At 66.2% G+C, this 26,883-nt stretch carries 26 protein-coding genes; 16 read left to right on the forward strand and 10 right to left on the reverse strand.

The genetic code is table 11. From position 1 onward, the window contains the following. Positions 1–17: 17 nt before the first annotated feature. The 5 genes from CAL13_RS07360 to CAL13_RS07380 form a co-directional block, all read right to left on the reverse strand. Positions 18–323, reverse strand: a complete 306-nt coding sequence (locus tag CAL13_RS07360; RefSeq protein WP_086056826.1) for an urease subunit beta — start codon at positions 321–323, stop codon at positions 18–20. Positions 324–339: 16 nt separating this feature from the next. After that, entirely contained in the window at positions 340–966 is a 627-nt protein-coding gene (locus CAL13_RS07365; RefSeq protein ID WP_086071959.1) for a HupE/UreJ family protein, read from the reverse strand. Positions 967–1,013: 47 nt separating this feature from the next. Then, positions 1,014–1,316 (reverse strand): urease subunit gamma, encoded by a 303-nt coding sequence (gene ureA / locus CAL13_RS07370; RefSeq protein ID WP_086056828.1) that lies wholly within the window; start codon positions 1,314–1,316, stop codon positions 1,014–1,016. A gap of 12 nt (positions 1,317–1,328) precedes the next feature. After that, positions 1,329–2,201, reverse strand: a complete 873-nt coding sequence (locus tag CAL13_RS07375; RefSeq protein ID WP_086071960.1) for an urease accessory protein UreD — start codon at positions 2,199–2,201, stop codon at positions 1,329–1,331. Positions 2,202–2,522: 321 nt separating this feature from the next. After that, positions 2,523–3,149, reverse strand: coding sequence for a TIGR00730 family Rossman fold protein (locus CAL13_RS07380; protein WP_086059316.1), 627 nt, complete (start codon positions 3,147–3,149; stop codon positions 2,523–2,525). 55 nt (positions 3,150–3,204) lie between these two features. Between CAL13_RS07380 and polA the strand changes: the two genes are divergently transcribed. The 3 genes from polA (at position 3,205) to CAL13_RS07395 (ending at position 7,918) form a co-directional block, all read left to right on the forward strand. Further along, the gene (gene polA / locus CAL13_RS07385; protein WP_086056830.1) at positions 3,205–5,922 is read left to right on the forward strand and encodes a DNA polymerase I; all 2,718 of its coding nucleotides are present in this window, start codon (positions 3,205–3,207) and stop codon (positions 5,920–5,922) included. 79 nt (positions 5,923–6,001) lie between these two features. Beyond that, a complete protein-coding gene (locus tag CAL13_RS07390; RefSeq protein WP_086071961.1) occupies positions 6,002–6,973 on the forward strand; it encodes an SDR family oxidoreductase in 972 nt (323 codons plus the stop codon). 153 nt (positions 6,974–7,126) lie between these two features. Further along, the gene (locus CAL13_RS07395) at positions 7,127–7,918 is read left to right on the forward strand and encodes a dienelactone hydrolase family protein (protein ID WP_086071962.1); all 792 of its coding nucleotides are present in this window, start codon (positions 7,127–7,129) and stop codon (positions 7,916–7,918) included. Between the two features lie 233 nt (positions 7,919–8,151). Here the strand turns inward: CAL13_RS07395 and CAL13_RS07400 are convergent, their stop codons facing one another. Next, on the reverse strand, positions 8,152–9,816 hold the full coding sequence (locus CAL13_RS07400) for a Na/Pi cotransporter family protein (protein ID WP_086071963.1): 1,665 nt from the start codon (positions 9,814–9,816) through the stop codon (positions 8,152–8,154). A 237-nt stretch (positions 9,817–10,053) separates the two neighbouring features. Here CAL13_RS07400 and CAL13_RS07405 point away from each other — a divergent pair, with 237 nt between their 5' ends. After that, positions 10,054–11,445, forward strand: coding sequence for an L-serine ammonia-lyase (locus CAL13_RS07405; protein ID WP_086073555.1), 1,392 nt, complete (start codon positions 10,054–10,056; stop codon positions 11,443–11,445). Between the two features lie 270 nt (positions 11,446–11,715). Here the strand turns inward: CAL13_RS07405 and htpX are convergent, their stop codons facing one another. Next, positions 11,716–12,588, reverse strand: a complete 873-nt coding sequence (gene htpX, locus CAL13_RS07410; RefSeq protein ID WP_086071964.1) for a protease HtpX — start codon at positions 12,586–12,588, stop codon at positions 11,716–11,718. Between the two features lie 185 nt (positions 12,589–12,773). On the opposite strand from htpX, the gene CAL13_RS07415 reads away from it, so the two are divergent. Together CAL13_RS07415 and CAL13_RS07420 are read left to right on the forward strand one after the other, a co-directional pair. Further along, positions 12,774–13,655 carry a DMT family transporter gene (locus CAL13_RS07415; protein ID WP_086056835.1) on the forward strand — a complete coding sequence of 294 codons (882 nt, stop codon included), beginning with the start codon at positions 12,774–12,776 and terminating at the stop codon, positions 13,653–13,655. Next, a complete protein-coding gene (locus tag CAL13_RS07420) occupies positions 13,652–14,521 on the forward strand; it encodes a sulfurtransferase (RefSeq protein ID WP_232467788.1) in 870 nt (289 codons plus the stop codon). Before CAL13_RS07415 ends, CAL13_RS07420 begins: the two co-directional genes overlap by 4 nt. A 263-nt stretch (positions 14,522–14,784) precedes the next feature. On the opposite strand, the gene CAL13_RS07425 is transcribed toward CAL13_RS07420, so the two are convergent. Both CAL13_RS07425 and CAL13_RS07430 read right to left on the reverse strand, forming a co-directional pair. Further along, on the reverse strand, positions 14,785–15,930 hold the full coding sequence (locus CAL13_RS07425) for an aromatic ring-hydroxylating oxygenase subunit alpha (protein ID WP_086056837.1): 1,146 nt from the start codon (positions 15,928–15,930) through the stop codon (positions 14,785–14,787). Between the two features lie 156 nt (positions 15,931–16,086). Continuing rightward, entirely contained in the window at positions 16,087–17,052 is a 966-nt protein-coding gene (locus CAL13_RS07430) for a Bug family tripartite tricarboxylate transporter substrate binding protein (RefSeq protein WP_086056838.1), read from the reverse strand. A 210-nt stretch (positions 17,053–17,262) separates the two neighbouring features. Between CAL13_RS07430 and CAL13_RS07435 the strand changes: the two genes are divergently transcribed. The 10 genes from CAL13_RS07435 to CAL13_RS07480 all read left to right on the forward strand — a co-directional run bounded on the left by CAL13_RS07435 (position 17,263) and on the right by CAL13_RS07480 (position 25,783). Continuing rightward, complete coding sequence (locus CAL13_RS07435) at positions 17,263–17,565, forward strand: exodeoxyribonuclease VII small subunit (RefSeq protein ID WP_420042417.1); 303 nt, start codon at positions 17,263–17,265, stop codon at positions 17,563–17,565. Next, complete coding sequence (locus CAL13_RS07440) at positions 17,562–18,473, forward strand: polyprenyl synthetase family protein (RefSeq protein WP_086071966.1); 912 nt, start codon at positions 17,562–17,564, stop codon at positions 18,471–18,473. The genes CAL13_RS07435 and CAL13_RS07440 overlap by 4 nt, the downstream gene beginning before the upstream one ends. A 47-nt stretch (positions 18,474–18,520) precedes the next feature. Continuing rightward, entirely contained in the window at positions 18,521–20,410 is a 1,890-nt protein-coding gene (gene dxs, locus CAL13_RS07445; RefSeq protein WP_086071967.1) for a 1-deoxy-D-xylulose-5-phosphate synthase, read from the forward strand. Positions 20,411–20,578: 168 nt separating this feature from the next. Then, complete coding sequence (gene folE2 / locus CAL13_RS07450; protein WP_086071968.1) at positions 20,579–21,397, forward strand: GTP cyclohydrolase FolE2; 819 nt, start codon at positions 20,579–20,581, stop codon at positions 21,395–21,397. A gap of 307 nt (positions 21,398–21,704) precedes the next feature. Then, a complete protein-coding gene (rpsF, locus tag CAL13_RS07455) occupies positions 21,705–22,079 on the forward strand; it encodes a 30S ribosomal protein S6 (protein ID WP_086056842.1) in 375 nt (124 codons plus the stop codon). A gap of 102 nt (positions 22,080–22,181) precedes the next feature. Continuing rightward, a complete protein-coding gene (gene priB / locus CAL13_RS07460) occupies positions 22,182–22,499 on the forward strand; it encodes a primosomal replication protein N (RefSeq protein ID WP_086056843.1) in 318 nt (105 codons plus the stop codon). A gap of 112 nt (positions 22,500–22,611) precedes the next feature. After that, complete coding sequence (rpsR, locus tag CAL13_RS07465; protein WP_086056844.1) at positions 22,612–22,884, forward strand: 30S ribosomal protein S18; 273 nt, start codon at positions 22,612–22,614, stop codon at positions 22,882–22,884. 13 nt (positions 22,885–22,897) lie between these two features. Beyond that, complete coding sequence (gene rplI, locus CAL13_RS07470) at positions 22,898–23,353, forward strand: 50S ribosomal protein L9 (protein WP_086056845.1); 456 nt, start codon at positions 22,898–22,900, stop codon at positions 23,351–23,353. 223 nt (positions 23,354–23,576) lie between these two features. Further along, positions 23,577–24,401 carry a hypothetical protein gene (locus CAL13_RS07475; protein WP_086056846.1) on the forward strand — a complete coding sequence of 275 codons (825 nt, stop codon included), beginning with the start codon at positions 23,577–23,579 and terminating at the stop codon, positions 24,399–24,401. Positions 24,402–24,409: 8 nt separating this feature from the next. Continuing rightward, a complete protein-coding gene (locus CAL13_RS07480; protein ID WP_086071969.1) occupies positions 24,410–25,783 on the forward strand; it encodes a replicative DNA helicase in 1,374 nt (457 codons plus the stop codon). 46 nt (positions 25,784–25,829) lie between these two features. Here CAL13_RS07480 and CAL13_RS07485 read toward each other — a convergent pair whose 3' ends face one another. Next, positions 25,830–26,819 (reverse strand): bile acid:sodium symporter family protein, encoded by a 990-nt coding sequence (locus CAL13_RS07485; protein WP_086056847.1) that lies wholly within the window; start codon positions 26,817–26,819, stop codon positions 25,830–25,832. Positions 26,820–26,883 lie beyond the last annotated feature (64 nt).

The following is a 26,883-nucleotide window of genomic DNA, read 5'->3' on the forward strand; positions in this document are numbered from 1 at the left end:
CGCCAGGCCGGGGCGTTTCATAACCGGCCCATCACGCGGCCGGCAAAGCCGTAAACCACGCGCTCGCCGTCCAGCGCGACCAGTTCCACGGTACGGGTCTGGCCAGGCTCGAAACGCACGGCGGTGCCCGCGGTGATATTCAGCCGGAAGCCGCGCGCGGCTGCGCGGTCGAAGCGCAGGGCATCGTTCACTTCGTGGAAATGGAAATGCGAACCCACCTGTATGGGGCGGTCGCCCGTGTTGTCGACCGCAAGGGTGATCGTGGCGCGCCCGGCATTGAGTTCGATCTCGCCCTCGTCCACCAGCAGTTCTCCCGGAATCATTGCGGCTCTCCCTGGCTCACGCCGTCAGCAGCGCCGCGCCATACAGCGCAACGCCCAATCCCGTCACGCGAGGCACCCAGGCATGCGCGCGGCGCAACAACATGCCTGCCCCGATGCCGGCGCCGTGCAGCGCCAGGGTGGCGAGCATGAAGCCGCCGATATAGGCGGCGGCGATGGCTGTCTCCGGCAGTTCCGCTCCGTGCGCATGGCCATGGAAAAAGGCGAACAGCGCGGCGATCCCCGCGCCCGCCCAATCGGGCAGCCGCGCCCGCGTCGCGACCATGAGACCGAGGACCAGCAGCGAGGCGGCGATCATGGGCTCGACGCCCGGCATGGGCAGACGCGCGAGCCCGAGCAGGGCGCCCGCCAGGAGCACGCCCGCGAAGGCCAGCGGCGCCATCCAGGCGCGCCGTGCCGTCATCGCGCTCCAGATGCCGACGGCGATCATTGCGCATAGATGGTCGGCCCCGGTCAACGGGTGCAGCAGGCCCGCCATGGCGCTGGCGGCCATGCCGCCGGTCTCGGCGATATGTTCGGTCCAGGGATGGGCCGCCGCCGCGGCGCCGTAAAGCAGGGCGGGCACACTGGCGATGGCGGCGATTGTGCCGGCGGTGCGGGCGCGATCGAGTGGGTTCGGTGTCATGGGCTTCCTTGGTATGGCGGACGACGCAGCGGCGTCCCGGGTGGCCGTCAGGGGATAGGGTGGTGGACGGTGACCAGCTTCGTCCCGTCCGGAAACGTGGCTTCGATCTGTACGTCCGGAATCATTTCCGGGACGCCTTCCATGACGTCGTCGCGGGTGAGCAGGGTCGTGCCGTAATCCATCAGCTCCGCAACGGTCCTGCCGTCCCGGGCGCCTTCCATCAGCGCGGCGCTGATGTAGGCCACCGCTTCGGGATAGTTCAATTTCAGTCCGCGCGCCTTGCGGCGTTCGGCCAGCAAGGCGGCGGTGAAGATCAAAAGCTTGTCTTTCTCGCGAGGCGTCAGCTTCATGGGTGTCCGATGTCAGGTCGCCCAAAGGCGCAGAGGGCGGCCGGGGACGCCGTGCACCAGGGGACGGAGCCGCAGCCACAAGGCGGCAAAGAGATTACGTAGCGGTTCGATGTGCGCGGCGGCGGCGCGCACGATAAGCACGCCCGGGACGGGCGAGGTGGCGCCGGCCCGCAGGCCTTCGTCGAAGGGCAACGCGGGGGCCAGCGCTTCAGCAAGCGCCGCCGTGCACGCGGCCCCCGCCGCCCACAAGGTGCCATAGGCGGCCAGGCCGGCCAGCCCCTGCGGCGCCTGGCGCAGCCCCGAACCGGCGCGCAGCCGCTGGCGTTCCGCCCATAGCAGCCGCCCGTCCTCGGACAGCAGGCGGACGTCCCCGCTGATCTGTCCGGCTGCCCACGCTTCGCCGGCTGCCTGCCGGCCCAGAAGGGCCGCGTCCCACCCCAGCGCGGTCGCGCCCCGGCCCAGGTGAATGTCGGTGTGCTGGCGCGCCTGGCTATGGTCGAAGTAAATGTTTTCCAGCGGCAGCCAGTCCAGCCGGGCGCCATCGCCCACGCGCAGCGTCAGCGTCTGACGCGACGGCCATGCGGGGCTGGCCTTGTACCACTTCGTCGCGCCGGGCGTAGTGACGACCGCGTGCGCGCCCTTGGCCAGCGACAGCGCGACGCTGAGGGTGTCGCCGCTTGCCAGACCCCCGGGGGGATGGAGCAGCGTCAGATGGCAGATGCCTGGGTCCGGCTCGGGGTACAGCGGTTTTTGCACCGTCAGGGGACCGCTGTGGCGGCGTTCCACCAGAACCGTGCGCCCGGCGCGGGACGCCAGACCCAGCCGCAGGGTCGCGAGCCATCCCCCGGTATGCGGGATATCGAGGATGGGCAGTGCGGCGTCCATGCGGTTCGAGCGTTCCAGGGTCTTGGCGGGGATGTCTGGCGCCTGCGGCGAACACCTTCATGTCCCCGTGCGCCGATAGGTCGATGCAAAACCCATGCCAGATTTCAGAAGCGGCGCGTCGATACGTTGCACGACGCAAAGGCGCACCAGCACGGACGGCGGACAAAAAAATCGCCCCGGGAAGGGGCAAAAAATGGGGCAAGGAGGGAGGGGAATGCGCCATATCGGTGCAGATGGGTGCACTCCGTTACGATTTTGCACCGGAACGTTCCGGAAGCCTGGCGCCGGGCATGCCGGAGGCTCCGGGGCCCGATGGAACGCTCAAGCAGGCAGAGAGGGCGCGTATTGTTCCGGCGACAGATACTTGGCGTGGAAGTCGACGATGCGCCGAACCACGATCTCGGGGTCGTCCTCCACGATGAACAGCTCCAGGTCGTGGGCGCCGATCATCCCGTTGGTCAACACGGTTTTGGCCAGCCAGTCCACCACGCCATGCCAATATTCCTTTCCCATCAGAACGATAGGCGCTGGCGGCACCTTGCCGGTCTGCACCAGGGTCAGCGCCTCGAACAGTTCGTCCAGCGTGCCGAAACCCCCGGGCAGGGCGACATAGGCGAAGCTGTGCATGAAGAACGTCGCCTTGCGCGAATAGAAATACTCGAACATCAAGCTGATGGTCTGGTATTCGTTGTTGTTGGCCTCATGGGGCAGCACGATGTTCAAGCCAACGCTGGTGCCGCCGGCATCGTAGGCGCCTTTGTTGGCGGCTTCCATGATGCCCGGGCCGCCGCCCGCGATGACCGCGAAGCCTGCCTGGGCGAGGGCGCTGGAAAGCGCTTCGCATTTTTCGTAGTAAGGGGAATCGCGGCTGACACGCGCGCTGCCGAAAATGCTGACGGCCGGACCGAGGTCGCGCAGCTTCTCAGCCGCTGTCAGTATCTCTGACATAATCACCGGTATTTGCTTGCCGGCGGGCGTCTCCCTGCCATCTGTTTTTTTGATCATGAATAAAACCCTGTTGCTGGTTGACGGTTCTAGCTATTTGTACCGCGCCTATCATGCCATGCCCGACTTGCGGAACGCCCAGGGCGAACCCACGGGAGCGCTGTACGGCGTGATCAATATGCTGCGCAAGCTGAAGCAGGACTATGACGCGCAATATGCGGCATGCATTTTCGATGCCCGTGGCAAAACCTTCCGTGACGACCTGTATCCCGAGTACAAGTCGCACAGGCCGCCCATGCCGGACGACCTGGCGGCGCAGATCGAGCCGATACACGAAACGGTGCGCGCGCTCGGATGGCCCGTTTTCGCCGTCGAAGGCGTGGAAGCCGATGACGTGATCGGCACGCTGGCCCGCATCGCGACGGAACATGGCCTGAAAACGATCGTGTCCACGGGCGATAAGGATCTGGCGCAGCTGGTGAACGAGCACGTCACGCTGGTCAACACCATGACCAACGAGACGCTGGATCCGGCTGGCGTGGTGCGGAAGTTCGGCGTGCCGCCCGAACGCATCGTCGATTACCTGATGCTTATCGGCGATACGGTGGACAACGTGCCGGGCGTGGACAAAGTCGGCCCGAAAACCGCCGTCAAATGGCTGACGGAATACGGCTCCATCGAAAGGCTGATTGAAGCCGCCGATTCGATCAAAGGGGTGGCCGGCAACAATCTGCGCAACGCCATTCCGAACTTTCCGCTGACCCGCAAGCTGCTGTCGGTGCGCTGCGACTGCGACCTGAGCGCGGTGGTATCCGGTCCCGAAGGGCTGGTGCCCGCCGAGGAAGACAAGGAAGCCTTGCTGGCGCTGTACGAACGCTATGGCTTCCGCACCTGGCTGCGCGAAATCAGCGGCGAGAGCGAACGCGTTCCCACGGGCGACTCGCGGGTGGCGCCCGAGCGCCCCGCGGCGCCCGAGCAGACCGACTACCGGATCATCACCGATTGGGCGGCCTTCGACGATTGGCTGGAAAAGCTGCGCGCCGCGCCCCTGGCCGCCGTCGATACGGAAACCACGTCGCTTGACGAAATGCAGGCCCGGCTGGTCGGCATTTCGTTCGCGATCGCGCCCGGTGTGGCGGCGTATATCCCGGTCGCCCACCGGGGACCGGAGGCCGGCCAGCAACTGCCCAAGGACGAAGTCCTGCAGCGCCTGCGCTTCTGGCTCGAAGACCCGGCCGTGCCCAAGCTGCTGCATAACGCCAAGTACGACGCGCACGTGCTTGCCAATGAAGGCATACGCCTGGCCGGCGTCGCAGAAGACACCATGCTGCAGGCGTATGTGCTGGAGTCGCATCGCGGCGTCAGCCTGGCCGACCTGGCGCAGCGTTGGCTCGGACGCAGCGGCGTCACCTACGAGGAACTGTGCGGCAAGGGCGCCAGCCAAATTTGCTTTGACGAAGTCGCGGTGGATCGCGCCGGCCATTACGCCGCCGAGGACGCCGATTTCACCATGCAGATGCACGCCATCCTGCGCCCGCGCGTCAGCGCCAACCCGGGGCTGGAGCGCATCTACAGGCTGGAACTGCAGGTTTCCGAAGTCCTGACCGATATCGAGCGCACCGGCGTGCGCGTGGATGCCGAAGAACTGGCCCGGCAAAGCCATGCGCTGGGCCAGGAGATGCTGACCCTGGAGCAGCGGGCCTATGAGCTGGCCGGTCAGCCGTTCAACCTGAATTCGCCCAAGCAATTGGGCGAAATCCTGTTCGGCCGCATGCAATTGCCGGTGGTCCGCAAAACCGCCAGCGGCGCGCCATCGACCGACGAGGAAGTGCTCAGCAAACTGGCGCAGGATTATCCGTTGCCGCAGGTATTGCTGGAATACCGCGGACTTTCGAAGCTCAAGTCCACCTATACGGACAAGCTGCCCCGCATGATCAATCCCGCCACGGGACGCGTGCATACGCATTACGCGCAGGCGGCCGTGATCACGGGGCGTCTGGCGTCTTCGGAGCCCAATCTGCAGAACATCCCGGTGCGCACGCCCGCGGGCCGGCGCGTGCGCGAAGCCTTCATCGCGGAGCACGGCGTCCTTATGTCTGCCGATTATTCGCAGATCGAGCTGCGGATCATGGCGCACGTGTCCGACGATGCCAATCTGCAGCAGGCCTTCGCCGCCGGCGAGGACATCCACCGCGCAACCGCGGCCGAAGTCTTCGGCGTTCCCCTGGAAGCCGTTGCGGCCGAACAGCGGCGGGCGGCCAAGGCGATCAATTTCGGGTTGATCTACGGCATGAGCGTGTTTGGCCTGGCGGCGAACCTGGGCATCACCCGCGACGCCGCACAGGCGTACATCGACCGCTACTTCGCGCGCTATCCGGGCGTGGCGCAGTACATGGAATCCACGCGCGTCCTGGCGCGCGAGCAGGGCTTCGTCGAAACGGTGTTCGGACGGCGTCTCTGGCTGCCCGAAATCCGCGGCGGCTCCGGGCCGCGCCGCCAGGCCGCCGAGCGCGCGGCCATCAACGCCCCCATGCAGGGCACCGCGGCCGATCTGATCAAGATGGCCATGGTCGCGGTGCATCAATGGATTGCCCGGGAAAAACTGCTGACCCGCATGATCATGCAGGTGCACGATGAACTGGTGCTCGAAGTGCCCGAAGCCGAGGCCGAACTGGTCAAGGCCGAGCTGCCGGGTTTGATGTGCAACGTGGCGCAGCTTCGGGTGCCGCTGGTCGCGGAAGTCGGCGTGGGCAAGAACTGGGAGCAGGCGCACTGATATATCGCCCGCGCCGGGGTCGCCCCGGATCGGCACGCGCGGTGCTACGCCGCCGGTACCTCAACCAAGGTCCACGGCGATGGCGAACCAGTCTCCCTTTACCGTTGTTCTCACCGGCGCATCCAGCGGCATAGGACGGGCGACCGCGCTCGCATTCGCCCGCGAGGGCGCAAGCCTGGTGCTGGCCGCCCGGGATCGCGACGCGCTGGAAAGCGTCGCGCAATCCTGCCAACGCGCCGGCGCATCGGCGCTGGCGGTGCCCACCGACGTGACGGAACCCGATCAGATGCTTGCGCTGGCGGACAGCGCAATCGAAACCTTCGGCGGCATCGACGTCTGGATCAATAACGTCGGGACGGGGGCGGTGGGCCGTTTCGACGAGGTTCCCCTCAAGGCACACCGCCGTGTGATCGAAGCCAACCTGCTGGGCCATCTGTACGGCAGCCACGTGGCCCTGCGGCATTTCCGCCAACGTGGGCGCGGCGTGCTGATCAATATGGTTTCCGTCGGCGGGTGGGCGGCCACGCCCTATGCGGCCTCGTACGCCGCCAGCAAGTTCGCCCTGCGCGGTTTCTCCGAATCGCTGCGGGCGGAACTTTCCGATATGCCGGGTATCGCGGTGTGCGAGGTCTATCCGACCTTCGTCGATACGCCGGGACTCACGCACGCCGCCAACTACTCCGGACGAAGATTGCGGCCGACGTTGCCCATGCTTGACCCGCGCGACGTTGCCGCCGCGCTGGTCGCGCTGGCTCGCCGCCCCCGTCCCTCGACAATGCTCGGCAGCGTGGCCTGGCCGGCACGGCTGGCGCACATGGTGACGCCGGACCTTTCGGCGCGCGTCGCGCGGCGCCTGATGGACGCCGGATTCCGGCGCGCTCACCCCGCGGCCATGACGGATGGCAACCTGTTCGCGCCTTCGACCGGCCACCGCATCGACGGCGGCCTGCCGCCGCAGGGACGCCGGCTGGAAACGCTTCTGAAATGGGGCATGGCCGCAATGGCCGGGTTCGCGCTATGGCGCGCCGTCTCGCGCGGCGATGGCCGCTGAGCGGCCCGTGGACGGGCTCGCCAGCCAAGCTTAAGCCAATGCGGGGCATAATCGGCTGAACGGCGTCGATGAAAGGCGCCGGATGAACGGCGCCCCAGCCGCGCGCGGACCGGCGCCTTTCGCCCATGCACCAACCAGCCAGAGGATACCGCCATGAGTTTTTCTCCCGCCGCAGGCAACGTCCAGAGCACGGCCATCCACACCAGCCCTGAGGGTCTGACGCACGGTCTGATCGATCTGCCAGTCAAGGACGGCACCGTCCCGGCCTACTACGCCACGCCGGAAGGCAAAACCAACGTGCCCATCGTTTGCGTGGTGCAGGAGATCTTCGGCATACACGAACACATCCAGGACATCTGCCGCAGGCTTGCCAAGGAGGGCTATTTCGCCATCGCGGTGAACCTGTACGAGCGCCAGGGCGACGCGTCCACCTACACGGATATCCCGACGCTGATCCAGGACATCGTTTCCAAGGTTCCCGACGAACAGGTCATGGCCGATCTGGACGCCAGCGTGGCCTGGGCCGCGCAGCACGGCGGCGATGACAGCCGCGTGGGAGTGACGGGCTTCTGCTGGGGCGGCCGCATCACGTGGATGTACACCGCGTACAGCCCCAAGGTAAAAGCCGGCGTCGCCTGGTACGGCAAGCTCACCCAGGGCCACGGCCCCCTGATCAAGCGCAACGCCGTCGACATCGCGCAGGAACTCCACGGCCCCGTCCTGGGCCTGTACGGCGGCCAGGACCATAGCATCCCCCTGGCCGACGTGGACCTGATGAAACAGCGCCTGGCCGCCGGCAACGCGCACGCCAAGGCATCCCGCATCGACGTCTACCCCGACTCCGGCCACGCCTTCCTGGCCGACTATCGTCCCAGCTACAACGAAAAGGACGCCAAGGACGCCTGGTCCAAAATGCTCGCCTGGTTCGCCCAGTACCTGAAATAAAACGAAAACGCGCCGCGCTTGAGGGAAAGCGCGTCACCCCCAGGGTTGCCACTACGCTGCACAAGAAGCAGGGCAGCCGGGGCGCCGCGGATCCGGCTTTGCCGGTCCGCAGGCGCGCCCCCTTGAGGGGGAAGCGCGTCAGCGCTTCGGGGGTGGGCCCTTCCCCTCGGCTTTGCCGGTCCGCAAGGCGCGCCCCCTTGAGGGGGAAGCGCGTCAGCGCTTCGGGGGTGGTCTCAATTAGCGCTTTCCCGCAGCCTGCTCGGCAGCAGCTCGCCTTCTTTTGCGAGTACCGGATATGCAGCCGCCCCGACAAGGTAGGAATTGACGCCTTTCACATCGCGCAAGATATCCAGGTAAAGCTGGCCGACTTCCGCCGCTTCGATGTGACCGGACTTGATCTTGTCCAGGTGCGCTTCGGACGCCTGTGCTTCCAGTGCGCGGAACCGTTCTTTTTCTCCGGCGAGGGCGCGCGCCTGGCGCAGGTCGGCATTGACGAACAGCGCCGCCGATCGGCGTTCGTTGCTCAGCAGGTGCCCCAGCGATTCATCCAGCTGCGCGCGCTGATCCGGCGCCAGGGTCCATCCCTGCTTGCGCAAACGCGCGGCGTGAGAAAGCAGCCCGCTGTAGACGATGTCCGCCGCATGGCCGATATTGCTGGTGAAGGCCAGGATCTGTTCCATGCGCTGCGTGTCCTCGCTGGTCATGTTTTCCCGATCCAGCGTGGCCAGGTAGAGCGTGATCGCGGTTTCCAGTTTGTCGACCGCCGTGTCGAGCTGCTTGGCCTGGGCCATGCGATGGCGGTTGTCGCGCTTGAATCCGGCGCGCGCCACCAGCAAAAGCGTCTGCAGCATATCGGCCATGCGCAGCGCTTCGCGCGATGCATTGCCCAGTGCGACGGCAGGCACGTCGTGCGCGGACTCGTCCAGGTACTGCGGCCGCGCGGGATCGTCCGGGTCCACCCGTTTCGGCAGCCAGCGCGTCAGCAGGGCGGCGTAGGGCGCGAGCGCCGGCAGGAACACGATCGCGATCACCGTGTTGAACAGCGTATGGAAATTGGCCACCGCGCGTGATGGATCGTCCGCGCCCAGCGCGTGCATCCAGGTGTCCACCCACGGCAGCACCGCCAGGCCCAGCACGACGCCGGCCGCGCGCGTCAGGAGATTTCCCAGCGGCAGGCGGCGTGCCGCGGGATCGTCGCCGGTCACGCCCTCCAGCATCGGATTGATCGCGGTGCCCAGGTTCGCGCCCAGCACCATGGCATACGCGGCCTCCGGCGGCACCAATTGGTGAGTCGCCATCGACATGATCAGCACCACCATCGCGACGCTGGAATGGGCTGCCCACGTCAGCACCGCCGCCACCGCCATCGCGGCGAATGGCTGAGTCGCCAAAGCCTGCAGCACGATGCGCAGCAAAGGCGCATTCTGGAAGGGGATGAACAGGTCGACCAGGGAGTGCAGCGACATCAGCAGCAGGCCCAGACCGATGAACACGCGCCCGAGATCGCGCGTGCGGCCCGGCGGATAGCGGCGGAACATCCACACGCCGCACAGGATCAGGACGGGCGCCAGGGCCGTGAGGTCGAAGGACAGCAGCTGCACGATGAGCGTCGTGCCGACGTTTGCGCCGAGCATGGCGGACAAGGCCGGCACCAGGCCGACCACTCCGCCAGCGGCGAAGCCGGTGATCATGAGCCCGGTTGCCGTACTGCTTTGCAGCGCGGCCGTGATCCCCAGACCGGCGGCAAAGGCGCGCAGCCGTGTCCCAAGCGCCCGCCCGAGCGCGGCCCCGAGGGCGGCGCCGAACGCGCGTTGAACGCCGGTCTGCACCATATGGACGCCCCAGAGCAGCAACGCGACATAGCCAGCGAAGTCGAGCAGGGTGAGGAGTCCGGACATGGGTCTTGCGCCTGTTGCGAAACGATCGAAAAGAGGGGGCTGCCGGCCGCCTTTTGCGGCAGTCCCCAATGATCGCACGGTTCCGTCCCCCGGAACGCACAATCGTTGAAAACGTTCTCATTCGTTCCGCCGCCGCGTTGCCTGCGCATGGATGGCTCGGGCGATGCTGCGCGGGCTATCATAACGAGCGGCCGGCACGCGGGGTGCCCGGAAATGCGCAACGTTCGTGGAGCCATCGTGGCGGTTTCAGTTTTCGATTTATTCAAGATCGGCATCGGTCCTTCCAGCTCCCACACCGTTGGTCCCATGCGCGCCGCCTTGCTGTTCGCCCAGGGCTTGCAGCGGGACGGGCTGTTGCCCAGGGTCGCCAGCGTGCGCGCCGAGCTATACGGTTCGCTCGGCGCCACCGGCAAGGGTCACGGCACCGACAAGGGCGTCATGCTCGGGCTGATGGGCGAGGCGCCCGATACGGTCGACCCCTCCGCGATCGCCGGCATGCTGCAAGCGGTGCGCGCAAGCCGCGTCCTGCCGCTGCTCGGCCAGCACCGCGTGCCCTTCATCGAAAAGGAACATCTGCTGTTCTACCGGCGCGAGGCGATGGCCGAGCATCCCAATGGCATGAAGTTCCACGCGTTCGACGCCGACGGCGCGTCGCTGCGCGAATCGCGCTATCTGTCAGTGGGCGGCGGGTTCGTCGTCACGGCGGGCGCGTCGAACACACAGGTGATCGCGGCGCACGACCAGTTGCCTTTCCCTTTCCGCACCGGCCGCGAGCTGCTCGAAATGGCCGCCGACTCCGGCTTGAGCGTGGCGGGGCTGATGATGCGCAACGAGCAGGTCTGGCGCACCGAAGACGAAGTCCGGGCCGGTCTGGACCGCATCTGGGAAGTCATGCAGCAGTGCGTCGCGCGCGGTTGCGGCCAGGACAATCCGGACGCCGACGGCGAACTGCCGGGTCCGTTGCGCGTGCGGCGCCGGGCGCCGGAGCTTTACCGCAGCCTGACGCAGCGCGCGGAACGCACCTTGTCCGATCCCCTGTCGGTCATGGACTGGGTCAATCTCTACGCGATCGCGGTGAACGAGGAAAACGCCGCTGGCGGCCGTGTGGTTACCGCTCCCACCAACGGCGCGGCGGGCATCATCCCCGCCGTGCTGCACTACTACGATCGCTTCGTGCCCGGCGCCAGCCGGGCCGGAATCCACGACTTCCTGCTCACCGCGGCCGCCATTGGTCTGCTGTACAAGTTCAATGCCTCGATCTCCGGCGCGGAGGTCGGCTGTCAGGGCGAAGTCGGCGTCGCCTGCTCGATGGCGGCCGGCGGCCTTGCCGCCGTGCTGGGCGGCACGGTGTCGCAAGTCGAGAATGCCGCGGAAATCGGCATGGAGCACAACCTGGGACTCACCTGCGACCCGGTCGGCGGTCTGGTGCAGATACCCTGTATCGAGCGCAACGCGATGGCGTCGATCAAGGCTGTCAACGCCGCCCGCATGGCCCTGCGCGGGGACGGACACCACTACGTGTCGCTGGACTCCGTCATCAAGACGATGCGGGAAACCGGCGCCGACATGAAAACCAAATACAAGGAAACCGCCCGCGGCGGCCTGGCCGTCAACATCGTCGAGTGCTGACGCCCAAAGAACGAGAACGCCAGCCGCCAGAAAGATGGTGCCGCCAGCCCCAGGACGCCGCGGATCCGGCTCCGCCGGTCCGCCAGCGTCGCCCCCTCGAGGGGGAAGCGCGACAGCGCTTCGGGGGTGGACTTCCCCCTCCGGTCCGCCAGCGCCGCTCCCAATAAACCACGGTGCCCCACGATCGGGGACGCCGCGGATCCGGCTCCGCCGGTCCGCCAGCGTCGCCCCCTTGAGGGGGAAGCGCGATAGCGCTTCGGGGGTGGACCTCTACCCCCGCTGCAACGCGGCGATGCGGGACTGGATCGGCGGGTGCGAGGCGAACAGCGCGCTGATGGCGCCGCCGCCGGCGATGCCGGACGCCTCGAAGGACTTCGGCAGCGGACCCGATTCCAGCCCGCCCAGGCGCGCCAGCGCGCGGATCATGGGATCGCGCGAACCCAGCAGGTGCGCCGACCCGGCGTCGGCGCGGTATTCCCGCTGGCGGGAGAACCAGGCAACGATGATGGACGCGACGATCCCGAACAGGATTTCGCAGACGATCACAGTGATGTAGTAGCCAGGCCCGATGCCGCGTTCGCTGCGGAACACGGCCTTGTCGATGAAATAGCCCACGACGCGCGCCAGGAAAACGACGAAGGTGTTGACCACGCCCTGGATCAGCGTCAGCGTGACCATGTCGCCGTTGGCGATGTGCGCAACTTCATGGCCCAGGACGGCCGTCACTTCTTCTTCCGTCATGCTTTCCAGCAAGCCCGTGCTGACGGCCACCAGCGCATCGTTCTTGAATGCGCCTGTGGCGAATGCGTTGGGGGGGCCTTCGTAAATCGCCACTTCCGGCCGGCCAATGCCGGCGCGGTCGGCAAGCTGGTGCACCGTGTCGAGCAGCCAGGCCTCCTGCTGGGTGCGCGGCGCATTGGGGGCGATCACCTGCGCCCCCGTGCTCCACTTGGCCATGGACTTGCTCATGAGCAGCGAAATGATGGCGCCGGTAAAGCCGACGACCACGGAAAAGACCAGCAACTGGCTGACGTTCAGCCCGTTCATGGTCAGATAACGGTCGATCCCCAGAATGCGCAGCGTGGCCGACAGCACGAGCATGACGGCCAGGTTGGTGAGCACGAACAAAACAATGCGTTTCATGGTTTTTATGGTCCCTTTGCGAGCGATGTAGCTTTGACGACCCGTCTTGGTCCAGGTTCCGCAGCGTATTGAAAAGTTCGCTGCGGCATTGGGCATCCTGCGATGCCGACACGCGGAGGGGCCGAAGCCAGCGGCAGAGTATAGTATCGCTTCCTTGCAACCCTACCTACGCGCGTTCCCGTCCCATGCAGGCTCTCTGGATGTTGTTGGCGTCCCTCATGTTCGCCATCATGGGGTCCTGCGTGAAGCTGGCAACGGAACACAACGCGTCGCTATCCCAGGTTGTCCTGTTCCGCGGGCTGCCGTCGGTCGTACTCCTGCTGGTTTGGGCACGCGCCGCACGCCAGTCCATCGTTCCCAGCAGCTGGAAGCTCCACGTCTGGCGCAACGTCGCCGGCGTCAGCTCGATGTGGCTGGGATTTTTCGCCCTGTCTCATCTGCCGCTGGCTACGGCCACCAGCCTCACCTATACGTCGCCGCTCTTCATTGCGGCCTGGATGCTGGGGTGGGGCGGGGCCCAGCGCGACATGGTCCGGATCATATCGGTGGGCCTGGGTTTCCTGGGCGTGATCGCCGTCCTTCGTCCCAGCATCGGGGACGACCAGTGGCTGGCCGCCTTGCTCGGGTTGGGCGCCGGGGGCGCCGCCGCGGTCGCCATGATGCAGATCCGCGAACTCGGCCGTATCGGCGAACCCGAATGGCGGACGGTTCTTTTCTTTTCCTGCGCCGTTTCCCTGAGCAGCGCCGTGGGTCTGTTCGCGGAAGGGTGGGGCGGCGCGGACGCCACCGGCTATGTTGCCCTTACCGGGATCGGCGTGGCCGGCCTGTTCGGCCAGCTGGCCATGACTCGCGCCTTCGGCCTGGGCTCTGCGCTGTTGACGGCCGCCTTGCAGTACACCACCATCATTTTCGCGGCCGTCCTCGGGATGGCCTTCTGGCATGATCATCTGGACGAAATCGCCTGGGTGGGCATGGGCTTGATCATCGCCGCGGGCTTGCTTTCCATCTGGCGCACCATGCGGGAAACGCGAGCCGGGTCGGCGGCGAAAAAGGAGAAGCAGGCATGACAGGAGAAACGGCGATGCGTCCCGCTCCACTGATATCCGCATCCGAGCTGGCCGCCCGGTTGAACGACGCGGACGTGCGCGTCTTCGACGTACGGCACGACCTGGGCGATTTCGCCGCGGGGCGGCGCCAGTACGAGGAATCGCACGTCGCGGGCGCGCGCTTCCTGGACAACGAAACCGAACTGGCCGGACCCCGCACCGGCCGCAACGGACGGCATCCGCTGCCGGACCGCGCGGCGCTGGCGGGCCTGATGGCTGCGCACGGCGTGCGGCCCGAGACGCTGGTCGTCGGATACGACGCCAGCGGGGGCCAGTTCGCCGCGCATCTGTGGTGGCTGCTGCGCTGGATCGGCCACGATCGCGTCGCCGTTCTGGATGGCGGTTGGCAAGCCTGGACGGCAGGCGGGTTGCCCGTCGAAAGCGGCCCGGCGCCACAGCCCGAGGCGCCGGCCCAGGCCGTCGTGCGGGCGCCGCTGGTGCAGGCCGTGGACGCCGACGCGGTCCTGGCCAACCTGCGAAGCAAGTCCTTTACGCTCGTCGACGCGCGCGCCGCCGCCCGCTACCGCGGGGAAGTGGAGCCCATCGACCCGGAAGCGGGCCGCATCCCGGGTGCGCTGAACCGGCCCTACACCGACAACCTTGAGGCGGACGGCCGCTTCAAGTCGCCGGCGCAATTGCGGCAGGAGTTCATCGCCGTCATTGGGGATCGTCCCCCCGAATCCATCGTTCACCAGTGCGGATCCGGCATTACGGCATCTGCGAACCTCTTCGCCATGGAAGTCGCCGGCCTTGGCGGCTCGCGGCTCTACCCGGGTTCATGGAGCGAATGGATCAGCGACCCATCGCGGCCCAGGGAAAAGGGCTGACGGCTGCCCGATCGGGATTTCGCGGCAACGGGAAAGCGGCCGCTGCCGGGATATCGCCGCACGGGCAGGCGGGCCGGTCCCGAAAAATCGGGGGCCGGGGCCGCCGCCCAGTCGAAAAGTCGCGGAGGCGATAACCGGCCCGGTTGAAAAAAATCGCGGGCCGGCTATCCGGCCCAGCCAAAAAATCGCGGGCCGGATAGCCGGCCCGCGGTGCTGTCGCAGCGAAGCTCCAGAAAGCGCCGCCGGTGCGGCGCGGCCCAGCGTCACGGGTGCGGATCGGTTTCTTCCATGATGCGCCGGTACCACTCGTGGAAGTGCTGCATGCCGTCTTCCATGGGCGACTGGTACGGCCCCGCTTCGGTAACGCCGCGCTCCATCAAGGCCTTGCGGCCGGCGTCCATCCGTTCGGCGATTTCGTCGTCCTCTTTCGCGGTTTCCATGTAAGCGGCCTGTTGCGCTTCCACGAATTCGCGTTCGAAGGCGGCGATCTCTTCGGGATAGTAGAACTCGACCACATTCACGGTGTCCTGCGGGCCGCGGGGATGCAGCGTCGAAAGGACCAGCACGTGCGGGTAGACCTCGATCATGTGCGTCGGGAAGTACGTGGCCCAGATCGCGCCGAAATCCGGCGCCTGCCCCTGCCGGTAATCCAGCAGCCGGTCATGCCACGCACGGTAGACGTCCGATCCCGGATTGGCCAGAGCCTGATGGACGCCGACGCGCTGCACGCTGTGCCAGGCGCCGAATTCCCATGTCAGGTCATCGCACGTGACGAAGCGGCCCAGCCCCGGGTGGAAGGGGCCGACGTGGTAATCCTCGAGATAGACCTCGATGAAGGTCTTCCAGTTGTAGTTGCACTGGTGGATTTCCACGTGGTCCAGCACGTAGTCGCCGAAATCGAACTCCGGACGCGCGAACAGCCCGCCCAGATCCTGCGCCGGGTCGCGCGGGCCTTCGAACAGCAGCCCATGGCAATCGCGCAGGCGGAAGCGGTCCAGCTTCATGCATGGCGTGCTTTCGAACTGGGGGGCGCCCAGCAGCTCGCCCTGCGGGCTGTAGGTCCAGCGGTGCAGAGGGCAGACGATATTGCCGCCGGTGGCCTTCAGATTGCCGGCGGGATCGGCCTGTCCGCCGACGCCGCCCAGCATCAGGGCCTGGCGGTGGCGGCAAACGTTGGAAATCAGCTCCACGCCCTCGGAGGTATGGACGAGGGCCCGGCCGCCGTTTTCCTGGACGAGCGTGCGCCAGTCGCCCACTTCGGGCACCATCTTCCGATGACCAACGTAAAGCGCGGATTGTTTGAAGATACGTTCTTGCTCGCGCCGGAAGCGGGCTTCGTCAAAGTAGGCACTGACGGGTAGCTGGGTGCGAGCTGGCACGAATTGCGCCATCCGACCAATGTCGGTCATGATTCCCTCCGCTCGGATAAAAAAGCCAGGACGGCACGAATCCGTTCTGGCGCGAAGAAAAATCGGTCTGGCCGATCGAGTGAATTGCGTATTGTACCCCAGTCCCCGTCACCGCGCCGGCGCCGGACGTCTCCTGCGGCCGGCGCGCGCTTCGGCCTATTGCAGGACGATGTTCGCCTGCCTCACCAGCTGCTGAACGACGGGCTGTTCGGCCTTCATCTGGCTGATCAATGCCTCCGCGGTGCCCGATGCCGGTTGTATGCCCATATCGAGCATCTTTTTGCGGACGGTCTCGTCCTTCAGCGCTTCCATCAGTGCGGCGCGCAGCTTCGTCAGCGCCGTTTCGGGCGTGTGCGGCGGCGCCACGAAGCTGAACCAGGCCGTCATGTCGAACTTTGGATAGCCTTGTTCGGCGAGCGTCGGCAGCTTCGGTTCGCTGTCCAGCCGCTGCGTGCTGGTAATGCCGAACACCCTCACCTTGCCTGCGTCCGCCTGCGGCATGCCGGTCGCCACCATATCGAAGAAGATATCCACGTCGCCGGCGATGAGCGCGGGCAAGGCCTGCGTGGCGCCCTTGAAGGGCACGTGCAGCATGTCGGTGCCGGTCTGGCTCTTGAACAGCTCGGCAGCCAGATGCGACGACGTGCCGGGCCCGAAGGTGGCGAAGGTCACTTTGCCGGGATGCTTGTGGGCGTAGTCCACCAGTTCCTTGACGTTGCCGAAAGGCGTCTTCGGGCTGGACAGCAGGACGAGCGGCCCGATACCCACCATGCCGATGGGCGCGAACCCATCCGGGTCGTAGGGCAATGACTTGTACAGGAAGCGGTTCGTCACCAGCGTCGAGTTGGTGGCCATCAGGATGGTGTAGCCGTCGGCCGGTTCACGCTGGACGTAGGATGCGCCGATGGTCGTGCCGGCGCCCGCCCGGTTCTCGACGATCATGGACGTGCCCAGATCCTTGCTCATCCGCTCGGCCAGAAGCCGCGTCAGGACGTCCGTCGCGCCGCCAGCCGGAAAGGGCGAGACGACCTTGATCGGGCGGGATGGATAGTCCTGTGCTTGCGCGATACCGCAGGCCGCCGCCAGGGCGGTGGCGGCGATGATTTTCAACCAGGCATGCATGGATGGCTTTCCCCTTGTGTTGCGGCGCGCCGTGGCGCCGGTGTTGTCCGCCCCCCGCAGGATTGCGGTCGATACGGATTGTTTCGAGCCGGGCCCGGACGACTATAAGAATGCGTCGTCCCGAATGCAATCGGGGTTGGCCAGAGGCCGCCCCCGCCCCGATCTCGTACAATTCCAGGATTATTCACGCGCATCTCAACGGAGACACGTTTGGCCCCCACGCAAGCCGATCAGCAGAACGATTCTTCCGCAGCGGCGTCGGGCGGACGTGGCGAGGCGCCGTTGCCCCAGGACTTCGAAACGGCCCTGGCGCAATTGGAAGCGCTCGTCGCCGCCATGGAAGACGGTTCCCTGCCGCTGGAGGAATCGCTGGCGGCCTACCGCCGCGGCGTCGAGCTCACGCGCATCTGCCAGGAGCGCCTGGCGCAGGCGGAGCAACAGGTGCGGGTGCTGGAAGGCGACCTGTTGCGCCCCCTGGACCCCGACGCGCTGGACGACGAATCGAACGGATGAAGCACGCCCATCTCGCTTTCCAGGACTGGCTGGCGGACCGCGCCGCGCATGTCGAGCGCACGCTCGATGAATTGCTGCCGTCCGTAGACACGGTGCCGGCGCGTCTGCATGAAGCCATGCGCTATGCGGTGCTGGGAGGCGGCAAGCGCGTGCGCGCCGCGCTCGTGTACGCCGCCGGTCAGGCCTGCCCGGTAACCGGCCATGCCGCCGCGATCGACGCCTCGCTGGATCGCGCCGCGGCCGCGGTCGAGCTGATACATGCCTATTCGCTCGTGCATGACGACCTGCCATGCATGGACAACGACACGTTGCGCCGCGGGCGGCCCACCGTGCACGTGCAATACGACGACGCCACCGCCATGCTGGTGGGCGACGCGCTGCAGCCGCTGGCATTCGAGCTGCTGGCCGAAATGCCCATCGCCCCGGCGCTCGTGGTCCAGGCGACCAAGGTGCTGGCCCGCGCCTCGGGCAGTCTGGGCATGGCGGGCGGGCAGGCGATCGATCTGGAGAGTGTCGGCCGTGCGCTGGACCGCGACGAATTGCAGACCATGCACGGCATGAAGACCGGCGCCATGCTGGCCGTCAGCGTGGCGCTGGGCGGCATCGTGTCGGGCGCCAGTTCCAGCGCCCGGCAGGCACTGGACGATTATGCGCAGGCGATCGGACTGGCGTTTCAGGTGGTGGACGACATCCTCGATGTGACGGCGGATACCAGCCGGCTGGGCAAAACGGCCGGCAAGGACGCGGCGGAGAACAAGCCAACTTATGTATCGCTGCTGGGCCTGGATCAGGCGCGGGCCTTCGCACAGGACTTGCGCGCGGCGGCGTTGGATGCGTTGACCCCGCTCGGAGAAGGGCGCGCGCGGCTGGCGGAGCTGGCCGATTTCATCGTATTGCGGGATCGCTGAAGCGGCGTTCGGCCGCCTGCGGCGCCCCGCCCTGGGTTGCGAAAAGCATGACCACTGACTTATTGGAAACCATCGATAGCCCTGCGGACCTGAAGCGGCTGGACCGGCGCGCCCTGAAGAAGCTCGCCGATGAACTGCGCGCGTTCATCCTGGCTTCGGTTTCCCGCACGGGCGGCCATCTGTCGTCCAACCTGGGCACCGTCGAGCTGGCGCTGGCGCTGCACACCGTTTTCGATACGCCGGACGACCGCATCGTCTGGGACGTGGGCCACCAGTCGTATCCCCACAAGATCCTGACCGGCCGCCGCGAAGGCATGGCGCGCCTGCGCCAGGAAGGCGGCATTTCCGGCTTTCCGCGCCGCAGCGAATCGGAATACGACGCCTTCGGTACGGCGCATTCATCGACCTCGATTTCCGCCGCGCTCGGCATGGCGGTGGCCTCCCGCAACGCGGGCGTGTCGCGTCAGCACATCGCGGTGATCGGCGACGGCGCCATGTCGGCGGGCATGGCGTTCGAAGCCATGAACAATGCGGGCGTCACGCCGAACATCAATCTGCTGGTGATCCTGAACGACAACGATATGTCGATCTCGCCGCCGGTAGGGGCGCTGAACCGCTATCTGGCCCGGCTGATGTCCGGGCGCTTCTACGCGGCCGCCAAGAATATGGGCAAGGCGGTGTTGCAGCATGTGCCCCCGGTGCTGGAGTTTGCCCGGCGCATAGAAGAACACGCCAAGGGCATGGTCACGCCGGCCACGCTGTTCGAGGAATTCGGCTTCAACTATGTCGGGCCCATCGACGGCCACGATCTGGACGCGCTGATCCCCACGCTGCAGAACCTGAAGGCGCTGCAAGGGCTGCAATTCCTGCATGTCGTGACGCGCAAGGGGCAGGGCTACAAGCTGGCCGAAGCGGACCCGGTGCTGTATCACGGGCCGGGCAAGTTCGACCCGGCGGTGGGTATCGTGCCGGCAAAGGCGCCTTCCAAATTGACGTTCACGCAGGTGTTCGGCCAGTGGCTGTGCGACATGGCGGAGCAGGACGAGAAGCTGGTCGGCATTACGCCGGCCATGCGGGAAGGCAGCGGCCTGGTCGAATTCGAGCAACGCTATCCTTTGCGCTACTTCGACGTTGGCATTGCCGAGCAGCATGCGGTCACTTTCGCTGCGGGACTCGCCTGCGAGGGGCAGAAGCCGGTGGTGGCCATCTATTCGACCTTCCTGCAGCGCGGCTACGATCAGCTCATCCACGATGTGGCATTGCAGAACCTGGACGTCACTTTCGCGTTGGACCGTGCCGGCCTGGTCGGCGCCGACGGCGCCACGCATGCCGGCAACTACGACATCGCCTATCTGCGCTGCATTCCGAACATGGTCGTGGCGACCCCATCCGACGAGGCGGAAGCGAGGCTGCTGCTGACCACCTGTTACCGCTATCCCGGCCCCGCGTCGGTGCGCTATCCCCGCGGCGGCGGGCGAGGCGCGCAGGTGCCCGCCACCCTGGACGACGTGCCGGTCGGCAAGGGCGTCGTCCGGCGCCATGGCGCCACGATCGCCATTCTGTGCTTCGGCACGTTGCTGCCCGCGGTGGAGAAGGCGGCGGAGGCTTTGGATGCCACCGTTGCCGACATGCGCTTCGTGAAGCCGCTGGACGAGGCGCTGGTGCGTGAACTCGCATCGCGCCACGACGCACTCGTCACCGTGGAAGAGGGCGCCATCATGGGCGGCGCCGGCAGCGCCGTTTGCGAAGCCCTGAATGCCGCCGCCGTCACCATCCCGGTCCTGCAGCTGGGCCTGCCCGATCGTTTCATCGACCATGGCGATCGGCAGGCCTTGCTGGCCGCGGTGGGGCTGGACGAGCATGGCATCGAAACGGCCGTGCGCAACCGGTTCGGTCATCTGCTGGACCGGCCGATCCAGAAAGTGAACCGCGGCTGATCCGGCAGGCTGGCGCCGGCGCGGCGCCGTGCCGGCTGTGCGATGCGCCCGGCGGGACATTATGGGTAAAAGGGTTTTCCCGCCCCTGGGCAGGTCTTTAGGGGATAATGCTCCACCATCGAGATTCAGGACGGTGCTCGAGCAGCCCGTTTGTGAAAGGCCAGACAAATGAATTCCCCTATCGACCCCGCCCTCGTCATGCCGGACATCCAGAGTTCGGCCGATACCCGGCACATCCCCATTCAGCGCGTCGGCATTCGTGGCGTGCGCCACCCCATGCTGGTGCAGGCTGCCGACGGCAGCGCCATGGCGACCGTGGCCAACTGGACGTTGACGGTGGCCCTGCCGGCCCAGGAAAAGGGCACCCATATGTCGCGGTTCGTGGCGCTGCTGGAAAAGTACCGCCAGGTTCCCATGACGCCGGCCGCCTTCCGCGATATGGCGCGCGAAATGCTGCCGCTGCTGCATGCGCAGCGCGGCGACATCACCGCCGCTTTCCCATATTTCATCAATAAGTCGGCGCCGGTCTCCGGCGTGCAGAGTCTGATGGACTATGAGGTGCAGTGGATCGCGCGCGCCGCCGGCGACGAGGTCGATTTCGAACTCGTCGTCCAGGTGCCGCTTACCAGCCTGTGCCCCTGCTCCAAGGCCATCTCCGAGTACGGCGCCCACAATCAGCGCTCGCACGTCACGGTGTCGGCGCGCATCGGCGACGAAGTGGGCGTCGATGAAATCATCCGTTTGATCGAGGATGAAGGGTCCTGCGAGGTCTGGGGGCTGCTCAAGCGTCCCGACGAAAAATTCGTGACGGAACGCGCCTATGACAACCCCAAGTTCGTCGAGGACCTCGTTCGCGACGTTGCCGCGCGTCTGTCCGTTCGCGCCGGAGTAGGCGCCTACCGGGTCGAAGCGGAAAACTTCGAGTCCATCCACAATCATTCCGCCTACGCGGTGGTGGAAGGCCAGGGACCCGCCCAACCCGCCTGAAGCTTGCGCGAAAGCCCGATTCGGGCGATAATCGAGAGCTTTCTTGCTCGATCGCCCGGCGATCGAAGCCCGCCACAAGCGCCGCGCCTTCGCTGTCTACGACGGCATCGGGGTGTGCGCCATGGCGGCGTTTCGACTCGCTGGTCCGGCGGGCTGCCCCCCGGACGCGGTTCCCGTTCGATCAACCGGCGGGCCATATGGAGTCCTCTTGCGGAATCCTCATACGGAATCCCCTAAGGAATCCCATATGGCCTATGCCCAATGGCGAGCGCGGCGGCGTCAGGGACATCCACAAGGAGTTTTACCCATGCGTCACTACGAAGTAGTGTTCATCGTTCACCCCGACCAGAGCGAGCAGGTGCCCGCCATGGTCGAGCGCTACCAGTCGCTGGTCACCGGCCAGGGCGGTACCGTCCACCGCCTGGAAGACTGGGGCCGCCGCCAGCTGGCTTACCCCATCCAGAAGCTGGTCAAGGCCCACTACGTGTGCCTGAACATCGAGTGCAGCCAGTCCACGCTGGACGAGCTGGAGCACTCCTTCCGCTACAACGACGCCGTGCTGCGCCACCTGGTCATCAAGACCAAGAAGGCCCAGACCGCCCCGTCGATCATGATGAAGTCCGTTGAGCGCGAAGAAGCGCGCAAGGCTTCGGCGGAAGCGGCCGCGGCTCAGGCCGAGTAATCGGTCGGCCATCCGGCTGATTCAAGGCTGCAAGACCGGTTTCAGCGGCAGGGTGTTCCACCTGCCCGATATCCAGCCGGGGCGACCCGGCGCGAGCGGACCATGAATGAAACCGCATTGAGCGCACAGGTTCTCGAACGCGAGCCGCTGCGCCATACGCCCGCCGGCATCCCGGTACTGGAGATGACGCTGGGCCATGTGTCGGAAGTCGTCGAGGCGGGGCATCCCCGTCGCGTGGAACTGACGATACAGGCGGTGGTCGTGGGCGACCTGGCCCTCATGCTGGCGGACATCCAATTGGGTACGCCGCTGCAGGTGCAGGGTTTCCTGGCGCCCGTGCGCCAGGGCGCGGTCAAGCTCAGGCTGCACGTCCAGCGCGCTACCCGGCTGGCGGCCGGCGGAGATCCGCCGGTGGCGTGAGGGCCGGGATGGCGCCGGATATCCGGACCGGTTATGGGAACGATGGGGCAGGGATCGCCCTGCATAGGTAAGAGATACGGGTCAAGGACCCAAACGATTCAAGAGGCACATCATGGCTTTCTTCGGTAAGCGCAAGGAAAAACGCAAGTTCGCGCAACAGAACCCGCTGTTCAAGCGCCGCAAGTTCTGCCGTTTCACGGCAGCCGGCGTGGAAGAGATCGACTACAAGGATCTGGACACGCTGCGTGACTTCATCCAGGAAAACGGCAAGATCATCCCGGCTCGCCTGACCGGCACCAAGGCCCACTATCAGCGTCAGCTGGACACCGCCATCAAGCGTGCGCGCTTCCTGGCGCTGTTGCCCTACACCGACAACCACAATTGATCCGGAGCCCGTGATGGAAGTGATCCTGCTCGAAAAAGTCCCCGGCAAGGGCAACCTGGGCGATATCGTCCGTGTCCGTGACGGCTACGCTCGCAACTGGCTGATCCCGCAGAAGAAGGCGCAACGCGCCACGGCGGCGGCCAAGGAAGCGTTCGAGGCGCGCCGCGCCGAACTCGAAAAAGTCCAGGCCGAACGCCTGGCCGCCGCCCAGGCCCTGGGCGAACGCCTGTCCGGCCAGCAGATCAAGATCTCGCAAAAGGCCGGCGTGGACGGCCGCCTGTTTGGTTCGGTCACCAGCGCCGACATCGTTGAAGCCATGCGCAAAGCCGGTTTCGACAACGTCGAGAAGTCGCAGGTGCGCCTGCCCGCCGGTCCGCTGAAGGCCGTCGGCGAGTATCCCGTGCAGGTCGCCCTGCACGCCGACGTGGTGACGGACGTCACTGTCGTGGTCGAAGGCGAAATGGCCTGAGCCCGCGGCGCCGGCGCGCTCAGGCGCCGCTGGCCTTTGGCTGGAACGTATGGACGCATGGTCCGGCGTTCCGCCGATCGACGGCACCCGCTGCAAAAAAATGCCCCGCGATGGGGCATTTTTGCCTTGTGGCGCGGGCATGCGCCAAACCGCCGCGATGCGGACGCCGTCGTACCATCGGCACTTCCCGTGCTGTCCACCCGTCATTCTCACAGGACTCGCTTTGACCCTGCCGCCCCGACACGAAGCGCCGCCCGCCGGCTTGCGCGATTGGCTGGATCGATCCAGGGCGACGCCGCAACCGTCGGTGGATGAAGTCGAGATCGATGGCGTCCAATGCGTCGTCAAGCGCCGGCGCGAGAGTCTGCGCGGGCGCATCGGCTATGTCCTGCGCTACGTGCGTGCGTTCGTCCTGGGCGTGGGGTGCCGGCTGGTGCTTGGGGAGTTTCCCAATCCTGGCGTGCTGCTGCGCAACGGCCTGGACTACGAAGCGGAGCGCCTGCGCCGCCTGCGCGCGGCCGATTGCCGCGTGCCGGACATCTGGTGGCAGGAACCCGGCCTGCTGGTTCTGGAGCACGTCGGCACCGACCTGAACGCGTTGATGCGCCACGGCAGCGAGGAATATCGCGTGGAGCTGGCCCGCCAGGCCGGACGCGACCTGGCCGAGTTCCATCAGCGCGGCTTCTGCCATGGGGGCGCGCAGATCCGCAACCTCACGGTGCGCAACGGCGAGATCTGGCGCATCGATTTCGAGGAGAACATCGGCGAGGCGCTGTCGCGGCCGCTGGGCCAGGCCTACGATTTGTTCCAGATGGTGGCGTCCCTGCTTTCGATGCGCAAACTGCCGTCGGCGGTCATGCCGCGTCTGGGGCAGGTTATGCTGGATGCCTATTTCGAAATCAACCCGGATCCCCAGGTGCGTGCGGGGCTGTTGCGGCTGGGCCGCTTCCTGCGCGTCATTGCGTGGCCGCTGCGGCCGTTGCTCGGCTGGCTGCGATCCCGCGACATCCAGGGCTTCTTCCGCGTGGCCGACGCGTTGCGACCATGAATGAACCGATGACATCTCCCACCGACACCACGCTCGAATATCTGCGCGTGCCGCCGCATTCCATCGAGGCGGAACAATCCGTCCTCGGGGGGCTGCTGCTGGACAACGCCGCCTGGGACCGTATCGCCGACGTGCTGGTCGAAGAGGACTTCTACCGCCACGACCACCGCCTGATCTGGCAGCACATGGCCAAGCTGATCGGGCTGGCCCGGCCGGCCGACGTGATCACCGTGCACGAAGCGCTGGTCACGGCCGGCAAGGCGGAAGATGTCGGCGGCATCGCTTACCTGAACTCGCTGGCGCACAACACGCCGTCGGCGGCCAACATCCGGCGCTATGCCGAGATCGTCCGCGAGCGTGCCACGCTGCGCAAGCTGGTGTCCATCGCGGACGAGATCGCCGCGGCGGCCCTGAATCCGCAGGGCAAGGAAGCGCGGCAGATCCTGGACGAAGCGGAGTCGAAGGTCTTCAAGATCGCCCAGGAAGGGGCGCGCGGTTCGGCTGGCTTCCAGGAGATCCAGCCGTTGCTGACGCAGGTGGTCGAGCGCATCGACGAGCTGTACCACCGCGAGAGCGATTCGGACGTGACTGGCGTGCCGACGGGCTTTACAGACCTGGACAAGATGACGTCCGGTCTGCAGCCGGGCGACCTGATCATCGTCGCGGGCCGCCCGTCCATGGGCAAGACCTCGTTCTCGATGAACATCGGCGAGCACGTCGCGATCGAGCAGGGCCTGCCGGTGGCCGTCTTCTCTATGGAAATGGGCGCGGTGCAGCTGGCGATGCGTATGCTCGGTTCCGTCGGCATGCTCGACCAGCACCGCATGCGTACCGGCAAGCTGATCGCGGAGGACTGGCCGCGCGTCACGCATGCCGTGCAACTGATGCAGGACGCGCAGGTCTATATCGATGAAACGCCGGCGCTCAGCGCCATGGAAGTCCGGGCCCGCGCACGCCGGCTGGCGCGGCAATGCGGCCAGCTTGGCCTGATCATCATCGACTACCTGCAGCTGATGTCCGCGAGCAGCGCGGGCGAGAACCGCGCCACGGAAATTTCGGAAATCAGCCGTTCGCTGAAGGGGCTGGCGAAGGAATTGAATTGCCCGCTGATCGCGTTGTCGCAGCTGAACCGCAGCCTGGAACAGCGCCCGAACAAACGGCCCGTCATGAGCGATCTGCGCGAATCCGGCGCTATCGAACAGGACGCGGACGTCATCCTGTTCATCTACCGGGACGAAGTCTATAACCCCGACTCTCCGGACAAAGGCACGGCCGAAATCATCATCGGCAAACAGCGTAACGGCCCGATCGGCACCGTGCGCCTGACGTTCCAGGGCATGAGCACGCGCTTCCTGAACTTCACGGCGGCGCCGCAGTATTGAGGCCAGGCCTGGGGGCGCAACGGCGTCCCGGCTCAGCCCATGGCGGTCAGTGGCGGCCGCCTTCGTCGGCTTCCGGGCGCCGCGCGAAGCGGCCCGCCAGCACGGCGCACACCATCAACTGCAATTGATGAAACAGCATCAGCGGCAGCACGATCGCGCCCACCGCATGGCCGGCAAAAAGCACCTGCGCCATGGGAATGCCGCTGGCCAGGCTTTTCTTGGAACCGCAGAACAGCAGCGTGATGCGGTCCGGCACGTTGAACTTCATGATGCGGCCCAGCATTGTCGTAAGGAACAACGCGACCGCCAGGATCACGGCGCAGGCGAGAATGAGCCCGGCCAGGGCGGGCAGCGGCGTGTTGTGCCACAGGCCTTCGTTGACCGCTTCGGAAAAGGCCGTGTAGACGACCAGCAGGATGGAACCCTGGTCCACCACCTTCAGCAGCGACTTGCGCTTGTGGACCCAGCCGCCGATCCAGCGGCGCAGGACTTGACCCAACACGAAAGGCAGCAGCAGTTGCAGCATGATCTTGCCGACCGCATCGAAGGACACGGGCGAGCTGCCTGCCTTTACCACCACCAGCCCCACAGCGATCGGCGTGATGAAAATGCCCAGCAGGCTGGATGCCGAAGCGCTGCACACCGCCGCCGGCACGTTGCCGCGCGCCATCGACGTAAACGCGATCGCCGATTGCACCGTGGCGGGCAGGCAGCACAGGAACATGATGCCCAGATATAGCTCGGGCGTGACCAGCGGCATCAGGACCGGCTTGAGCAGCAGGCCGATCACCGGGAACAGGATGAAGGTCGTCGTGAAGATCAGGCTGTGCAGGCGCCAGTGCGTGATGCCGGCAATGATGGCTTCACGCGACAATCTTGCGCCGTGCAGGAAGAAAAGCAGTCCGACGGCGATGTCGGTGATGATTTCGAAGGCGTCGATGCCCTGGCCATGGGCGGGAAGCAGACTGGCGATGATGACGGTGATCACCAGGAACAGCGTGAAGCGGTCCGGCAAAAAGCGAGTGAAGCGGTTCATTGTGCTGCGACGGAGGGCGGTCTGCCACGCGGCAACCGCGCCAGCCGGCCAGTATGGGGATTGT

Source organism: Bordetella genomosp. 9 (genome assembly GCF_002119725.1).
In the GTDB taxonomy this organism is placed as follows: Bacteria; Pseudomonadota; Gammaproteobacteria; order Burkholderiales; family Burkholderiaceae_B; genus Bordetella_C.

Bases quoted from the DNA above. Each gene is read 5' to 3' on its own strand.
- CAL13_RS07360 (WP_086056826.1), bottom strand. From the start codon at position 323: ATGATTCCGGGAGAACTGCTGGTGGACGAGGGCGAGATCGAACTCAAT.
- CAL13_RS07365 (WP_086071959.1), bottom strand. From the start codon at position 966: ATGACACCGAACCCACTCGATCGCGCCCGCACCGCCGGCACAATCGCC.
- ureA (WP_086056828.1), bottom strand. From the start codon at position 1,316: ATGAAGCTGACGCCTCGCGAGAAAGACAAGCTTTTGATCTTCACCGCC.
- CAL13_RS07375 (WP_086071960.1), bottom strand. From the start codon at position 2,201: ATGGACGCCGCACTGCCCATCCTCGATATCCCGCATACCGGGGGATGG.
- CAL13_RS07380 (WP_086059316.1), bottom strand. From the start codon at position 3,149: ATGTCAGAGATACTGACAGCGGCTGAGAAGCTGCGCGACCTCGGTCCG.
- polA (WP_086056830.1), top strand. From the start codon at position 3,205: ATGAATAAAACCCTGTTGCTGGTTGACGGTTCTAGCTATTTGTACCGC.
- CAL13_RS07390 (WP_086071961.1), top strand. From the start codon at position 6,002: ATGGCGAACCAGTCTCCCTTTACCGTTGTTCTCACCGGCGCATCCAGC.
- CAL13_RS07395 (WP_086071962.1), top strand. From the start codon at position 7,127: ATGAGTTTTTCTCCCGCCGCAGGCAACGTCCAGAGCACGGCCATCCAC.
- CAL13_RS07400 (WP_086071963.1), bottom strand. From the start codon at position 9,816: ATGTCCGGACTCCTCACCCTGCTCGACTTCGCTGGCTATGTCGCGTTG.
- htpX (WP_086071964.1), bottom strand. From the start codon at position 12,588: ATGAAACGCATTGTTTTGTTCGTGCTCACCAACCTGGCCGTCATGCTC.
- CAL13_RS07415 (WP_086056835.1), top strand. From the start codon at position 12,774: ATGCAGGCTCTCTGGATGTTGTTGGCGTCCCTCATGTTCGCCATCATG.
- CAL13_RS07420 (WP_232467788.1), top strand. From the start codon at position 13,652: ATGACAGGAGAAACGGCGATGCGTCCCGCTCCACTGATATCCGCATCC.
- CAL13_RS07425 (WP_086056837.1), bottom strand. From the start codon at position 15,930: ATGACCGACATTGGTCGGATGGCGCAATTCGTGCCAGCTCGCACCCAG.
- CAL13_RS07430 (WP_086056838.1), bottom strand. From the start codon at position 17,052: ATGCATGCCTGGTTGAAAATCATCGCCGCCACCGCCCTGGCGGCGGCC.
- CAL13_RS07440 (WP_086071966.1), top strand. From the start codon at position 17,562: ATGAAGCACGCCCATCTCGCTTTCCAGGACTGGCTGGCGGACCGCGCC.
- dxs (WP_086071967.1), top strand. From the start codon at position 18,521: ATGACCACTGACTTATTGGAAACCATCGATAGCCCTGCGGACCTGAAG.
- folE2 (WP_086071968.1), top strand. From the start codon at position 20,579: ATGAATTCCCCTATCGACCCCGCCCTCGTCATGCCGGACATCCAGAGT.
- rpsF (WP_086056842.1), top strand. From the start codon at position 21,705: ATGCGTCACTACGAAGTAGTGTTCATCGTTCACCCCGACCAGAGCGAG.
- priB (WP_086056843.1), top strand. From the start codon at position 22,182: ATGAATGAAACCGCATTGAGCGCACAGGTTCTCGAACGCGAGCCGCTG.
- rpsR (WP_086056844.1), top strand. From the start codon at position 22,612: ATGGCTTTCTTCGGTAAGCGCAAGGAAAAACGCAAGTTCGCGCAACAG.
- rplI (WP_086056845.1), top strand. From the start codon at position 22,898: ATGGAAGTGATCCTGCTCGAAAAAGTCCCCGGCAAGGGCAACCTGGGC.
- CAL13_RS07480 (WP_086071969.1), top strand. From the start codon at position 24,410: ATGACATCTCCCACCGACACCACGCTCGAATATCTGCGCGTGCCGCCG.
- CAL13_RS07485 (WP_086056847.1), bottom strand. From the start codon at position 26,819: ATGAACCGCTTCACTCGCTTTTTGCCGGACCGCTTCACGCTGTTCCTG.